Origin of the sequence: Streptomyces sp. BE20 (genome assembly GCF_036322525.1) — a bacterium.
In the GTDB taxonomy this organism is placed as follows: Bacteria; Actinomycetota; Actinomycetes; order Streptomycetales; family Streptomycetaceae; genus Kitasatospora.
Window position 1 is genome coordinate 28120 of sequence record NZ_JAQYWW010000792.1, and the last position, 13932, is coordinate 42051.

Here is a 13932-nt window from a genome sequence, read left to right on the forward strand (position 1 = left end):
CCTCGGCGTGGCGGCCAGACCCCGGGGGTCGGCGGTGGGCGAAGGCCCGTCGGGCGCGCGCCCGGCAGGCGAAGGCCCGGGCGGGCGGGGGCCGGTCACACCACCACCTCCGCGCGCGGCGCGAGCCGGCGCGCGACCAGGTCGGCGGCCAGGTTGAGGACGACCGTCACCACGCCGAACAGCACGGCGAGGCCCTGCACCACGGGAACGTCGCGGGCGGCGACGGCGTCCAGCAGGACGGTGCCCAGGCCGGGGATGACGAAGAGGGCCTCGGCCACGATGACGCCGCAGAGCAGCCAGTCGGCCGTACGCGCGAGCTGCTGCGCGGCCGGGGCGAGCGCGTTGGGGAGGGCGTGCGTCCAGCGGACGCGGCCGGGCGGGACGCCGCAGCGCAGCGCGTGGACGGCGTACGGCGCGGCCATCGCCTCGATCAGCCCGGCCCGGACGAGGCGGGCGACGGAGCAGACCGGGCGGGCCAGCAGCACCACGACCGGCAGGACCAGGACGGCCGGCTGCTCCCGGACCCCGCCGACGGCGGTCGGCGGCAGCCAGCCGAGGCGGATCGCGAAGACCGCGGTGAGCAGCACTCCCAGCGCGAACTCCGGTACCGCGTACACCCCGAGGGTCGCGGTACTGATCGCGCGGTCCAACGGGCCGCCCTCCCGGCGGGCGGCGAGCATGCCGAGGCCGACCGCCACGGGCACGAGCAGGACGAGGGTGACCGAGGCCAGCAGGACGGTCGGGGCGAGGCCGTCCGCGAGGTAGTCGGCGACCGGGCGACCGCTGACCAGCGAGCGGCCGAGCTCGCCGTGGACCAGCTCCCCCGCCCAGTCGGCGAACCGCTCCACCGCCGGCCGGTCCAGCCGCAGCGCGGCCCGGATCGCCGTGATCCTCGCCGGGTCGGGGTCGTCCCCGGCGATGGTCACGGCGGCGTCGCCGGGCAGCGCCTCGGTCAGAACGAAGACCAGGACCGGGACGGCCGCGATCTGCCCGGCGCCGAGCAGCAGCCGGCGCCGGGCCCAGCCGCGCAGCGGCGTCGTCATGCCAGCCAGACCTTGTCGAACCTGGCCCAGTCCAGGGTGTTGGCCGGAGCCTCGGCGGAGACGCCGCGCAGACGCTGCGCCGTGCCCACGATCCAGTCGGCGAAGCCCCAGATCAGGAAGCCGCCCTCGTCGTACAGCCGGCGCTGCATCCGCTCGTAGAGGGCGGCGCGCGCGGCCGGGTCGGCCGTGGACTGGGCCTGGGTGTACAGGTCGTCGAAGTCGGGGCGGCGCCAGTGGGTCGCATTGGTGGTGGAGCCGGACAGCAGCCGCTGGGAGATGTGCGACTCGACGGGCAGCGCGCCGGACCGGTAGGAGGCGAACACGCCGCCGTCCAGGATGTCCTTCCAGTAGGTGTCCTTGCTGCCGACCTTGACCTCCACGGTGACGCCGGCCTTGGCGGCCTGGTCCTTGAGGATCCCGGCCGCCTCCACGAAGCCGGCGGCGACCGGGGAGGTGTCCAGGGTGACCCTCAGGCCCTCGGCGCCCGCCTCGCGCAGCAGCGCGCGGGCCCGGTCGAGGTCCTGGGCGCGCTGCGGGAGACCGGCAGGGTAGTACTGGGCGCCCTTGCCGAACAGGTCGTTGCCGATCTCGCCCGCGCCGGAGAGCGCGCCGTCGACCAGCTCCTGCCGGTCGGCGATGAGGAAGAACGCCTGCCGGACCCGGACGTCGTCGAAGGGCGGCCGGTCGGTCTTCATCACGAAGCCCTGCATGGCGCTGTTGCGCAGCCGGACGATGCCGATCCGTCCGCCGCGCTCGTGCGCGCGGGCGGTGGCGGGGGTCAACTCGTGGGCGTACTCGGCCTGTCCGGCGAGCAGGGCGTTGGCCCGGGCGGACTCCTCGGCGGCGGCGAGGATCTCCAGTTCGTCGAGGTGCGGTGCGCCGTCCCAGTAGCTGTCGAACCGCCGCACCAGCAGCGAGGTTCCGGGCCTGAAGGAGACGAAGGAGAACGGGCCGGAGCCGACCGGGTGCTGGAAGTCCTCGGTGCCCTCGGGGACGATGTAGGCGCCGAACGCGGCCAGGACGTTGGGGAACTCGGCGCAGGGGCGCTTGAGCCGGAACTCGACGGTGCGGGCGTCGATCGCGCGGCTGGCGGCGAGGTCGACCGGTTCGAGGGACGCCCGGGCCCGGAACGCCCGCTTGGGGTCGGCTATTCGGCGGTAGCTGTACAGGACGTCGGCGGCGGTGACCGGCCGGCCGTCGTGGAACACGGCCTCGCGCAGGCGGACGGTCCAGGTGTCGAGTCCGGCGTTGGGCTCCCATCCGGCGGCGAGACGGGGGACGGCGGCGAGGTCGGAGCCGGAGTCCGCGAGCTTCTCGTAGAGCGCCTTGGCCCGGGCCGCGTCGGCGAACAGGTTGACCAGGTGCGGGTCGAGGGTCTCGTTGGCCCCGCCGCCGGCGAAGAGGGCGCGCAGCCGGCCGCCGCGCCGGGGGGTGCCGGACGCGCCGGCGGCGGCGTCTCCGGGGGTGCCGGCCGGGCCCGGGGAGCAGGCGGCCGGCCCGAGGGCTACGGCGGCTCCGGCGGAGGCGACGAGCAGGGTGCGGCGGGCTATCGGGCGCGCCGTGGGGCGGGCGGCGGGGTTCGGGGAGCCGGGGGCGGGCCGGGAGGCGTGCGGACGGTCCATGGGTCAACTTCTCTTTCGTGTGCGGTGGTCCAGCCTGGCGACCAGGTGGAGGCGGTCTTCGTCGGCGGTGTCGGCGGGGAGGTCGCCGTCCGTCCAGGGCGGTTCGGTGCGCGGGCCGGGGCGGTCGTAGAGGGCGAGCACCGTGAAGCCGTGGGCGGCGAGCAGGTGACGCAGTTCCTGCGGGAAGAGGAGCCGCCAGGCGGAGTGCTGCGCCACCGGCGCGGCGCCGTCGTCACTGGTCCAGGTACGGGTGCGGCGCAGGAGTTGGGCGGCCCGGTCGATCCACAGCGTGGTGTGCGAGGTGTGGGTCACGCCGTCCCGGGTCACGGTGTCGATCCGCGGGGCGTCCAGGAGTTCGGTGCGGCCGAGGAAGAACGCGCCGTTGCGCATCTCGGCGACCAGCAGGCCGCCGGGGCGCAGGTGGCGGCCGAGCCGCCCGAGCAGGGCGTCGAGGTCCTCGTTGGTGTGGCAGTAGAGCAGCGCGCTGTCCAGGCAGAGCGCCGCGTCGAACCGCCCGGCGGCGAAGGGGAAGGTCCGCATGTCGCCGACGTGGTAGACGGGCCCGGGGTGGTGGGCGCGGGCGTACTCGATCATCGTCGCGGAGCTGTCCAGACCGGTGACGGTCCGCCCGGCGGCGCGGTGCAGCCATTCGGCGTCCCGGCCGGTGCCGCAGCCGAGGTCGAGCACGTCGGGCCCGGCGCCGTAGCCGCGGAGCACCGACTCGGCCCACCGCGCGGCGGTGAATCCCGGGTCGGGGAAACGGAGTTCGTAGAGCTCCGGATCGTCGGTGAGGAGGTTGCGGTGACCGGCCGCAGGGGCGGCCGGCTCGGTCGGGAGGGGCCGGGGCGTCATCGGGCCTCGCTGGGGAGAGGGCGGGCGGGGGTGGGAAGGGGACGGGCGGGCGCGGGGAGCCGTCCGGCGCGGTGCAGCCGGGTGAGTGCGGCGGCGGAGCCGAGACCGAGCGCGGCGCAGAGCAGCCAGGGGGCGGCGGCGGCACTGTCCATGGCCCGGCCGACCGCCGTGTTGCCGAGGGCGGCGGCGAAGCCGGAGACGACGTAGTAGAGGCCGTAGTAGGTGCCGGTGAGGCCGGGGCGCCCGAACGCCGGGATGAGCGCCAGGACGAACGGCTGGGCGGTCATCAGGCCGGTCTGGAGCAGCAGCACGCCGCCGAGGACGCCGGGCAGGCCGGGGACGACGAGCGGCAGCAGGAAGCCGGTGGCGGCGACGGCGAGGCCGAGCGGGATCCACCGGGCGGCCGGCCCGTCCCTCTGGAGCCTCGTGGTGATGCGGAGTTGGAGGGTGAGGTTGGCCAGGGTGCTGGTCAGGAAGACCAGGCTGACCGCCCCCTCCCACCCGGTGGCGCGGCGGGCGGCGTCGGGCAGCAGCAGGTAGAGCTGGCTCTCCATCCCGAACAGGCCGACCATGGCCAGCGAGAAGGCCAGGAACCTCCGGTCGGAGGCGACTTCGCGCCAGTCGGCGAACACGCCGCGCGGCGGCGGCGGGACGGCCCGCTCGGGCAGGGCGAGGGCCTGGGCGACGGTGAGGACGGCGAAGATACCGGCGGCGGTGAGCGCGGCGGCCCGGAAGTCGACCAGCAGCAGGACGGTGCCGAGCAGCGGACCGGCCAGCGCGCCGATGGTGGCGAACATGTTGAACAGCGCGAACGCCTCGGCCTTGCGGTCGGCGGCCTCGTTCGCCACGTAGGTGCGCACGGCCGGGTTGAACAGCGCGCCGGCCAGCCCGCTGAGCGCCGACGCGGCGAGCAGGATGCCGAGCGAGTCACCGAGCGCGAAGAGCCCGAAGCCGACGCTGCGCAGCGCGCACCCGGCGATGATGACGCGGCGCGCGCCGAGCCGGTCCGCGGCCGAGCCGCCGAGGATGAACAGGCCCTGCTGGCTGAGGTTGCGCAGTCCGAGCACGGCGCCGACGGCGAGCGCGGAGAGGCCGAGGTCGTGGCCCAGGTGGCCGGCCAGGTACGGGATGAGGAGGTAGAAGCCGGTGTTGACGCCGAGCTGGTTGACCAGAAGGAGCCGTACGGGCACGGGGAAGGACCGTACGGCGCGCAGTATTCTCACCGGCCGGCCACCGGGCGGGTGCCGGCGCGGGGGCGGGCTTCCCCGGCGCGGCCCCGGACAGCCCCTCGGGCGGCCTCCGGCACCGACCCCGCCACCGGCCCCGGGGCGGGGCCCAGGGCGGCATCCGGGACGGCATCCGGGACGGCATCCGGGACAGGCAGCACGCCGAGACCCGCCCGGTCCGGTGTGCGGACGGTGCCGTCGGTTCCGCCGATGCCCTGCCAGGGATCGTGGGCGAGCAGCAGGTGCCCGTCCAGGTCGATCCAGCGGGCCCGGTCGGCGAGGTGGACGGCGGGCGCGATGCCGAGCGAACTGGCGGCCAGGCAGCCGAACATCAGCTCGGTCCCGCTGCCGCGCAGCTCCTCCTCGATCCGCAGCGCCTGGTGGACGCCGCCGCACTTGGCGAGCTTGAGGTTGACCCCGTGGACCCGCCCGGCGATCCGGCGGACGTCCTCGAAGGTGACGGCGTCCTCGTCGGCGATCACCGGGATCGGCGACCGCGCGGCGACGGCGGCGAGCACGTCCGGGCTGCCGGGGGCGATCGGCTGCTCCACGGCCTCGACACCCGTGGCGGCGAAGGCGGGCAGCAGTTGGAGGGCCTGCTCAGGCGTCCAGGCACCGTTGGGGTCCAGCAGCAACCGGGCGTCCGGGGCGGCCTCGTGGACGGCCTGGACCCGGACGAGGTCGAGGCCCGGATCGGCGGAGCCGGCCTTGACCTTCAGCATGGTGAACCCCGCGTCGGCGAGCCGGGCGGCCTGCACGGCGGCGCGCGCGGGCGGTTCGATGCCGATGGTGCGGGCGGTCGCGACGACCACCGGTTCGGCCCGGCCGAGCAGCCGGTGGACGGGTTCGCCGGCCCGCTTGCCGACCAGGTCGAGCAGGGCCGCCTCGACGGCGGCCAGCACGCCGGCCGCGAGGCAGACGAACGGGACTGCGGCGAAGCGGAGTTCGGCGAGCGCCTGCTCGGGGTCCGGGTACCGCTCCAACGCGGTTCGCAGTCCTTCGAGTTCGCGCCGGATCCGGTCGGTGGGCAGGTGCAGGTAGACGCTGCTGACGGCTTCGCCGTGTCCGGTCAGTCCGCCGTGGCCGAGCGCGAGCTGGACGGCGTCGCGTTCGGTGGTGACCGAGCGGGAGATCCGCAGCGGCTCGGCGAGCCGGAGCCGTACGGTACGGACGTCGAGCCTCATCGGTCCTCCTCGGGTCGGACGGTGTCGCCGCCGGTCGCGGCCCCGACGCCCGCCCGGTCCGGCGGGCCGGCCGGGGGCGGGACCACCAGGCCCGGCGGTACGGCCGGGGCCGTCGGAGCGGCGGGGACGGCCGCCACCGCGGTGGCGGGTGCCGCACCCCCCGTGCGGCAGCGCGCCCAGCCGCTGACCTCGACGGCAGCCGGGTGCGGGATCTCGATCGGGCGGAGCGCCGCCCGCTCCGCGTCCAGGCCGTGCCGCCGGCAGAAGGCGTCGTCGTAGACCGTGCCGAGGTAGCGGTGCGGGCCGTCGGGGAAGACGGTGGCCACGGCGGCGCCGGGGTGGACCCGGGCCGCCCAGGCCGCGACCAGGGCCACCGCCCCGGTGGACCAGCCGCCGCTGACGAAGGCGCCCCGGGCCAGCCGCCGGCAGGCGTCGACCGCCTCGGCCGGGCCGACCCAGTGGACCTCGTCGAAGGTCTGGTGGGCGACGTTGCGCGGGTGGATGGAGCTGCCCAGGCCGCGCATCAGGCGGGGCCGGGCGGGCTGTCCGAAGATGGTCGAGCCCACCGAGTCGACGCCGATGATCCGCAGCCGGGGCCAGCGGCGGCGCAGCGCCTCGGCGAGGCCGGCGCTGTGTCCGCCCGTCCCGACGCTGCAGACCAGGACGTCGAGGTGGTCGAGGTCGGCGGTGATCTCCTGGGCCATGGCCAGGTAACCGGCGGCGTTGTCCGGGTTGTTGTACTGGTCGGGCCAGTAGGCGCCGGGCAGCCGGTCGAGCACCTCGCGCAGCCGGGCCAGCCGGGCGGCCTGCCAGCCGCCGTGCCGGGCCGGCCGCTCGACGAGCTCCAGGCGGGCGCCGTACGCGCGCAGCAACTGCCGCATGGACGGTTCGAGTTCGGTGTCGCCGACCAGCACGACCGGGTGGCCGAGCGCCTGCCCGGCGAAGGCCAGGCCGACGCCCATGGTGCCCGAGGTGGATTCCACCACCGTGGCGCCGGGGCGGAGTTCGCCGCGGGCGTGGGCGCCGCGGAGCATGGCGACCGCGGAGCGGGCCTTCATGCCGCCCGCGCTGAGGCCCTCCAGCTTGGCCCAGAAGCCCGGGTGCGGGTGCGGCAGCGGGGTGGTGATCCGGGCCAGCGGGGTGTGGCCGAGCAGCGACAGCAGCGCGGGGTTGCCCAGTACGGCGCCGGAGTCGAGCAGTGCGGTCACCGGGCCCCGCCCCCGTACAGGTGGAGGTCGGTGGGGCCGCCGTCGAGCCAGAAGAAGGGGTAGGGCTCGGCGCTGACGGCGCTGACCCCGTCGCCGAGCAGCCGGGGCAGCACGGCGCTGCCGGTCTGGGCGAACAGCACCAGGGGCTTGCCGGTGGTGCGTGCGTGGGCGAGCAGCGGGTCGAGGGTGCCGTTGCCGAGGGTCATGCCGGAGGCGAGGATCGCGTCGCAGTCGTCGAGTCGGGCGAGGGCGTCGGTGTGCACGGGCTCGCCCCATTCGGTGACACCGCCCTTGAGGTCACAGGGGAGGTACTCGGCACCGATCGAACGGAGCTGTTCCAGCAGGGAGTTGACCACGCCGACGACCAGCACGCGGCGGACCTCGGCGAGCGGCAGCAGACGGACCACGGCGGCGGCCCGGGCGCGGGACTTCTCCAGCGAGGATCCGGCCGGCAGGGTGAGCGTCCGGGCACCGCCGGCGGAGGTGTGCGGGCGGCAGTGGCCCAGGTAGGCGTCGAGTGCGGCGACCCGGACGGCGGCGAGCGGGTGGTCGAGCAGCTCGTCGACGCGGGCACCGACGCAGTCGTCGAGCGCTCCGGCGGGCAGTTCGCCCGGTTCGACGGCGCAGGAGCCGACGGCGGCGTCGAGTCGGAGGCTGAGCACCTCGTTGCGGTACCCCTGGGCGCGGCCGGCGTGCCGGACGGCCTGCGCGGTGGTGAAGGCGAGCGCGATCCGCAGGCCGGCCGGGTCCGGCCCGTACGAGCCGGCGCGGGCCCGGTCGGCGACCAGATCGAACGCGGACGGGGCGGCGACCGGGGCTCCGGAGGCGGCGACGGCGGGCTCCGCAGCCCCGGCGAGGGGGGCGGCGCCCGTCGTGGCGGTGGCGGCCGTCGCGGTGGCGGCCGTCGCGGCGGTGGCAGGAGCGGCGGTGGCGGTCGTCGTGCGGGCGGCGACAGGAGCGGCGGCCGGGCTCACGCGGGCACCGCCGCGGGCTCGGCAGGACAGTCCGCCGCCGCGTACCGGGGGGTGAGCCCGGTGAGCAGGCGCTCGGCCGTGCCGCGGGCGCCGGGGCCGCCGGTGTCGGCGGTCATGACGTGCCCGAGGTACTCGTTGTTGCTGGTGGCCGGCCGCACCTCGCGGCCGGGACCGGCGAGGCTGAGCTCGACCACCGCGGGGTCCCGGCGGACCTCGGCCTCGCCGTCGAACCCGTCCAGCAGCCCCGCACCCGCCCGCCCCTCCCCCGCGACCGGGAACTCGCCCGGGACCAGGAAGGCGATGGCCGCGCTGACGACGCCGGTCGGATGGACGGCCAGGTCGGGCCGGCGCCCGAGGGCGACGTCGACGGCCGCTGCGGCGAGGTCCACGCCGGTGACCCGCCGGACCAGCTCGGTGATCCGGTTCCCGGCGGGGCGTGGATTGACCTCGACCACGCGGGGCCCCGCGGGGGTCAGCTTGATCTCGGTGTGCGCCACGACCTGGTCGAGGCCGAGCGCGGACAGCGCGGCGACGGCGGTGTCGGCGGCGGCGGCCGCGTCGGCGGGATCGAGCGCGGCCGGGAACATGTGGCCGGTCTCGACGAACGCGGGCGCGCCGCCGATGCTCTTGTCCGTGATCCCGACGACGTGGGCGACACCGTCGGAGGAGACCGTCTCGACGCTGACCTCGGGACCGGTGAGCAGTTCCTCGATCAGCACCACCGGGTCCCGCCGCTGGCCGCGCGCGTTGACCGGGAAGGATTCCACGGCCCGGACGGCCGCGAGGAGCCCGGCCTCGTCGGCGACCTCGCGGACGAACATCCCGGCGCACAGGTCGACCGGCTTGACGACCAGCGGGTAGCCGATCGCCCGGGCGGCGGCGCGGGCCTGGTCGCGGTCGGAGCAGAGCGCGTACGCGGGCCCGGGGACGCCGGCCCCGGCGAGCGTGCTGCGGGTGAGGTCCTTGCGGCAGGCGGCGGTGACCGCCTCCGGGTCCGGCCCGGGCAGGCCGAGCCGGCGAGCCACCCGGGCAACCTGTGGCAGGTAGTAGTCACAGGAGGAGAGCACCCCGTCGAAGCCGAGCAGCCCGTGCAGCCGTTCGGCGTACGGGAGCAGCACGGCCGGGTCGTTGGTGTCGACGGTGAGGATGTTCTCGGCGGCGAGCAGCGGGTGCGGGCCGTCGGCGGGGGCCGCCCGCAGGTAGTGGTGGAGGTCGCGGGTGAGGAAGGTGAAGCGGTGGCCGCTCTCCCCCAGCGCCCTTGGCAGCAACCTGCTCATGGAGCCGACCCAGCTCTCGATCACCAGCAGATGCGCCACGACTCTCCCTCTCGACGGACACGCAGACACGGCGGCAGGCCGGTTTCGGCAGGCCGCGAGAGGAACGTAACGGGATTCGTTTTCATTTTCAACACGCCGGCACGCACTTCCGTTGCCGTGTTAGATGAAAGTGGTTTTCATGTACGCTAACAGTCACCCACCCCGGTCCGTCCCGTCGGAGTTTCCTGATGACTCGTCAATACCCTTATCTGGTACGGCATGCACTGCCCGCGGATGTCCCGGGTGCGCGCCGGCTGATCCTCGACACGTTCTACCGCGAGTTCGGCTACGGCTACGTGCCCGACTGGCACGCCGACGTGGTCGACCTCCAGGGGCACTACCTCGACCACCCCCGGCACGCGCTGCTGGTCGCCGTGCGCGACGGCGAGGTGGTCGCCACCACCGCACTGCACTCCACCGGCCCGGCCCACCCGCCGCACCCGCGCGAGGTCGCCGAGCGCTACCCTTCGGGCACCACCGCACAGCTGGTCCGGGTGTACGTCCGGGCGGAGCACCGACGGCACGGCCTGGCCCGTGAACTGGTGGGCCGGGCCTGCGAGTTCGCCTCAAAAGAGGGCGGCTACCGGCGGCTCTACCTGCACACCAACACCGCCGTCCCGGGCGCCGAGGCGTTCTGGCGCAGCCTCGCCGAGGAGGTCTACGACGCCCGGCCGACCGGCGAGCACGGCCCCGGCGTGGCCACCGTCCACTTCGAGATCCCGCTCCGCCGGCCCGCGGCACTGGCCCGCGGCGGGGGCGGTCACCCGATCGGGTGAACCCCCGGCCGGCTCAACCCCCGGCCGACCCCCCGCCCGCCTGCCTGCCTGCCTGCCTGCCACAGGCCACCCCGGCCGCGCCGGGCCCGCGGCACCGGCTCCGGGACGCCGCGCCGCACGTCGCCGCCGCCAACCTCTGGGAGCTGGACAACACCCTCGCCGGGCGCGTCCCCGATCCGGTCGAGTACCTCCAGATGCGCCGCCGCACGGCCGGGACGCCGCCGTCCACCGTGCTGCCGCTGCACGTCCGGGGACGGGACCTGCCGCCGGAGCTACTCGCCCACCCGACCGTCACCGCGCTGATCGAGGCGTTCACCGACAACGTGGACCTGCGCAACGACCTCTACTCCTGCCGCAAGGAGACGGAGCTGGAGGGAGATCTCGACAACGCCGTCCCGGTCTTCCGGCACTTCCTGCGCTGCTCCCGGCAGACCGCGGTGGACACGGTCACCGACCTGATGAACGCCCGGCTGGACCGCTTCGACCGCATCGCCCGGGAGGATGTCCCGCACCTGGCGGAGGAGTTCGGTCCGGAGGCCGGGCGGACGGTGGCGGCTTTCACCGACGCACTGAAGGACCGGCCGGCCGGCGACCACGCCCGGTACCCGCGGACCGGCCGCTACACGGTCGCCACCGGCTGACCGGCGGACCCGTGAACGAGGGAGTTTCGAGATGTGACGCAGGTCACATTCGAAAGTGAAATTTCCGGGGAGGGATTCCCCGTTTGGCTCTTCGTAGGACTAAGCGGGGAGAGATTCCCCGGAATCCGGGAGGAGCACCGAGTGAGCACCGCCGCCGTCGAGCCGACCCGCACCGCGGAGCCGCCGGTCCGCACGCCGAAGCTGCGTGCGGACGCGAGCCGGAACCGTGAGCGGATCGTGCTCGCAGCCCGCGACGCCTTCGTCGAGCACGGCGCGGATGCGCCGCTGGACGAAATCGCCAAGCGGGCCGGCGTCGGAAACGCTACGCTCTACCGGAACTTCCCGACCAGGGCCGCGCTGATCCGCGAGGTGGCACTGCTCGTCAAGAACCGCATCGTGGCGAACGCGGAGTCGGCGGCCGCCGAGGGAGCCGGCCCGTTCGACGCCCTCCAGCGGTTCGCGCACCGGACCGTCGACGAGAAGATCGGCGCGCTCTGCCCGATGCTGACCAACCGGGTCGACATGTTCGATCCGGACCTGGTCGAGGCACGGGAGCGCCTGATGAGCGTCGTCGGCGGTCTGCTGGAGCGTGCGAAGGCGGCCGGCGAACTGCGCGCGGACGTCGACCACGGCGATCTGTTCATCGCGATGAGCCAGCTCACCCGCCCCCTGCCGGGCACCTCCTGCGTGGTGCTGGACGAGTTCGTCCACCGGCACCTGCAACTGTTCCTGGACGGCATGCGGGCGCCCGCGCGCTCCGTCCTGCCCGGCCGGGCCGCGACCTTCGAGGACTTCCACACCGACCACTGACCCACCGAGTCACCGACCCGTCACCGCGGGACCACCGCGCGGCCACCTCCGCGTGCCCGTTCGCGCGGTTCGTCCTGATGTACTTCCGATCCGCACCGTTTCCGTCCGCACCGTTCCGCACGCCTCGCACCGTGAAGTGAGTACCGCCATGCCAAAAACCGATTCCCTGCCCGCCGTCCAGCCCGATCCGAGGCGATGGAAGGCCCTGATATTCATCGGGCTCGCGCAGCTGATGGTCGTCCTCGACGCCACCATCGTGAACATCGCGCTGCCCTCCGCCCAGGAGGACCTGGGCATCACCGACGGCAACCGCCAGTGGGTGATCACCGCGTACGCGCTGGCCTTCGGCGGACTGCTGCTCTTCGGCGGCCGGGTGGCGGACCTCTGGGGCCGCAAGCGGACCTTCGTGGTCGGCCTGGCCGGCTTCGCGTTCGCCTCCGCGCTCGGCGGCGCCGCCGCCAACACCGCCATGCTGCTCGGCGCCCGCGCCCTCCAGGGCGTCTTCGGCGCACTGCTCGCGCCCGCCGCGCTCTCGCTGCTGGCCGTGATGTTCACCGAGGCCAAGGAGCGCGCCAAGGCGTTCGGCATCTACGGCGCCATCGCCGGTGGCGGCGGTGCGATCGGCCTGATCCTCGGCGGCCTGCTGACCGAGTACCTGAACTGGCGCTGGACCTTCTTCGTCAACATCCCGTTCGCCGTGGCCGCCGCGATCGGCGCCGTCATGGTGATCCGCGAGCCGGCCGAGGGCCGCAACCGCAACCGCCTCGACGTCCCCGGCGTCATCCTCGTCACCACCGGCCTGGTCGCCCTGGTCTACGGCTTCACCCGGGCCGAGTCGGACGGCTGGTCCTCCGGCATCACGATCGGCCTGTTCGTGGCCGCCGTCCTGCTGCTGGGCGCGTTCGTGGCGGTCGAGGCGCGGGTGAAGGCTCCGCTGCTGCCGCTGCGCGTCATCCTGGACCGCAACCGCGGCGGGGTCTACCTGTCGCTGGGTCTGGCCGTGATCGGCATGTTCGGTCTGTTCCTCTTCCTGACCTACTACCTGCAGATCGTGCTCGACTACAGCCCGGTCCTGACCGGCGTGGCCTTCCTGCCGATGGTGGCCGGCATGATCGCCGGTTCGACCCAGATCGGCGCCCGCCTGATGACCCGCGTCCCGGCGCGGTACCTGATGGCGCCCGGCTTCCTGGTCGCCTCGATCGGCATGCTGATCCTCACCCAGATCGACCTGGACACCTCCTACCCGGCGCTGATCCTGCCCGGTCTGGTCCTGATGGGCCTCGGCATGGGCACCGCGTTCATGCCGGCGATGAGCCTCGCCACGCACGGCGTCGAGCCGCGCGACGCCGGTGTGGCCTCCGCCATGGTCAACACCTCGCAGCAGGTCGGCGGCGCCATCGGCACCGCCCTGCTGAACACCATCGCGGCCAGCGCGACGACCACCTGGCTGGCGGCCCACCTGGGCGGCGCGACCACCCCGGACGCCGCCAAGGCGGTGCAGTTCCAGGGCATGGTGCACGGCTTCTCGACCGCGATCTGGTGGTCCTTCGGGATCCTGGTGCTGGCCGCCGCGATCGCCTTCGTGCTGATCAACGCCGGGCGCCCCGACGGCGCGACGGCCGGCGAGGGTGCGGCGAACACCAACGAGGTGCCGGTGCTCGTGCACTGACCCTCGTGGTGTGACGCGACGGTGCGCTGCGGCCCGTCCGGTGTTCGAAAGGACACCGGACGGGCCGTTCGCCGTCTCCGGCCGGGGCGGCGGCGGGCGGGGCCGCGAGGGCTGCGGCGGGCGGAGCCGCGAGGGCGCGGGGGGCGCGGGGGGCGCGGGGGCGGACGCGAAGCCGCCGGAACGCACCCCCCACTAGAAGTGGGGATCACCCCCCGTTTATCCTGGGTCCAGCTTCGAAACGGGGACAGATCCCCGTTTCACTTCGACCGAGGTGCGTGGACATGACCCCGAATGAGAGCCGCCCCGGAGCCGGGCGGGGGCAGCGCGCCGCCGACTGGGCGGACGGCCGGCTGGGGATCTACACCCTGGCCCGGGCCAACCTGCGCAAGATCTTCCCGGACCACTGGTCCTTCATGCTGGGCGAGATCTGCCTCTACACCTTCGTGATCATCATCCTGACCGGCATCTGGCTGACGCTGTTCTTCAAGCCCTCCATGGGCGAGGTGATCTACGACGGCGTGTACATCCCGCTCAAGGGCATCCCGATGTCCGAGGCGTACGCGTCGACGGTCGACATCAGCTTCGAGGTGCGCGGCGGTCTGCTGGTCCGC

General features: G+C 74.5%; 12 protein-coding genes and 1 pseudogene. 5 read left to right on the forward strand and 8 right to left on the reverse strand.

Annotated elements, in window-relative coordinates; all coding sequences use genetic code 11:
- Window positions 1-95: 95 nt before the first annotated feature.
- The 8 genes from PUR61_RS16735 to PUR61_RS16770 form a co-directional block, all read right to left on the reverse strand.
- Entirely contained in the window at window positions 96-1043 is a 948-nt protein-coding gene (locus PUR61_RS16735; protein WP_329879644.1) for an ABC transporter permease, read from the reverse strand.
- Window positions 1040-2665 (reverse strand): ABC transporter substrate-binding protein, encoded by a 1626-nt coding sequence (locus PUR61_RS16740; protein ID WP_329879645.1) that lies wholly within the window; start codon window positions 2663-2665, stop codon window positions 1040-1042. The genes PUR61_RS16735 and PUR61_RS16740 overlap by 4 nt, the downstream gene beginning before the upstream one ends.
- Before the next feature lie 3 nt (window positions 2666-2668).
- The gene (locus tag PUR61_RS16745) at window positions 2669-3517 is read right to left on the reverse strand and encodes a class I SAM-dependent methyltransferase (RefSeq protein WP_329879646.1); all 849 of its coding nucleotides are present in this window, start codon (window positions 3515-3517) and stop codon (window positions 2669-2671) included.
- Window positions 3514-4740 (reverse strand): MFS transporter, encoded by a 1227-nt coding sequence (locus PUR61_RS16750; protein WP_329879647.1) that lies wholly within the window; start codon window positions 4738-4740, stop codon window positions 3514-3516. Before PUR61_RS16750 ends, PUR61_RS16745 begins: the two co-directional genes overlap by 4 nt.
- A complete protein-coding gene (locus PUR61_RS16755) occupies window positions 4737-5927 on the reverse strand; it encodes a dipeptide epimerase (RefSeq protein WP_329879648.1) in 1191 nt (396 codons plus the stop codon). Before PUR61_RS16755 ends, PUR61_RS16750 begins: the two co-directional genes overlap by 4 nt.
- On the reverse strand, window positions 5924-7126 hold the full coding sequence (locus tag PUR61_RS16760; protein ID WP_329879655.1) for a PLP-dependent cysteine synthase family protein: 1203 nt from the start codon (window positions 7124-7126) through the stop codon (window positions 5924-5926). The genes PUR61_RS16755 and PUR61_RS16760 overlap by 4 nt, the downstream gene beginning before the upstream one ends.
- Window positions 7127-7131: 5 nt before the next feature.
- Window positions 7132-7923, reverse strand: coding sequence for a Rossmann-like domain-containing protein (locus PUR61_RS16765; protein WP_329879656.1), 792 nt, complete (start codon window positions 7921-7923; stop codon window positions 7132-7134).
- 182 nt (window positions 7924-8105) lie between these two features.
- The gene (locus PUR61_RS16770) at window positions 8106-9425 is read right to left on the reverse strand and encodes an ATP-grasp domain-containing protein (protein WP_329879649.1); all 1320 of its coding nucleotides are present in this window, start codon (window positions 9423-9425) and stop codon (window positions 8106-8108) included.
- 188 nt (window positions 9426-9613) lie between these two features.
- Between PUR61_RS16770 and PUR61_RS16775 the strand changes: the two genes are divergently transcribed.
- From PUR61_RS16775 to PUR61_RS16795, 5 genes and pseudogenes are all read left to right on the forward strand, one after another.
- On the forward strand, window positions 9614-10201 hold the full coding sequence (locus PUR61_RS16775; RefSeq protein WP_329879650.1) for a GNAT family N-acetyltransferase: 588 nt from the start codon (window positions 9614-9616) through the stop codon (window positions 10199-10201).
- Window positions 10198-10842 carry a terpene synthase family protein gene (locus tag PUR61_RS16780; RefSeq protein ID WP_329879651.1) on the forward strand — a complete coding sequence of 215 codons (645 nt, stop codon included), beginning with the start codon at window positions 10198-10200 and terminating at the stop codon, window positions 10840-10842. The genes PUR61_RS16775 and PUR61_RS16780 overlap by 4 nt, the downstream gene beginning before the upstream one ends.
- A gap of 141 nt (window positions 10843-10983) precedes the next feature.
- Window positions 10984-11652, forward strand: coding sequence for a TetR/AcrR family transcriptional regulator (locus PUR61_RS16785; protein ID WP_329879652.1), 669 nt, complete (start codon window positions 10984-10986; stop codon window positions 11650-11652).
- Between the two features lie 148 nt (window positions 11653-11800).
- Window positions 11801-13321 carry an MFS transporter gene (locus PUR61_RS16790; RefSeq protein ID WP_329879653.1) on the forward strand — a complete coding sequence of 507 codons (1521 nt, stop codon included), beginning with the start codon at window positions 11801-11803 and terminating at the stop codon, window positions 13319-13321.
- Between the two features lie 281 nt (window positions 13322-13602).
- Window positions 13603-13932: pseudogene (locus PUR61_RS16795) on the forward strand (ubiquinol-cytochrome c reductase cytochrome b subunit); the annotation flags it as partial.

Bases quoted from the DNA above. Each gene is read 5' to 3' on its own strand.
- PUR61_RS16735 (WP_329879644.1), bottom strand. From the start codon at position 1,043: ATGACGACGCCGCTGCGCGGCTGGGCCCGGCGCCGGCTGCTGCTCGGC.
- PUR61_RS16740 (WP_329879645.1), bottom strand. From the start codon at position 2,665: ATGGACCGTCCGCACGCCTCCCGGCCCGCCCCCGGCTCCCCGAACCCC.
- PUR61_RS16745 (WP_329879646.1), bottom strand. From the start codon at position 3,517: ATGACGCCCCGGCCCCTCCCGACCGAGCCGGCCGCCCCTGCGGCCGGT.
- PUR61_RS16755 (WP_329879648.1), bottom strand. From the start codon at position 5,927: ATGAGGCTCGACGTCCGTACCGTACGGCTCCGGCTCGCCGAGCCGCTG.
- PUR61_RS16775 (WP_329879650.1), top strand. From the start codon at position 9,614: ATGACTCGTCAATACCCTTATCTGGTACGGCATGCACTGCCCGCGGAT.
- PUR61_RS16790 (WP_329879653.1), top strand. From the start codon at position 11,801: ATGCCAAAAACCGATTCCCTGCCCGCCGTCCAGCCCGATCCGAGGCGA.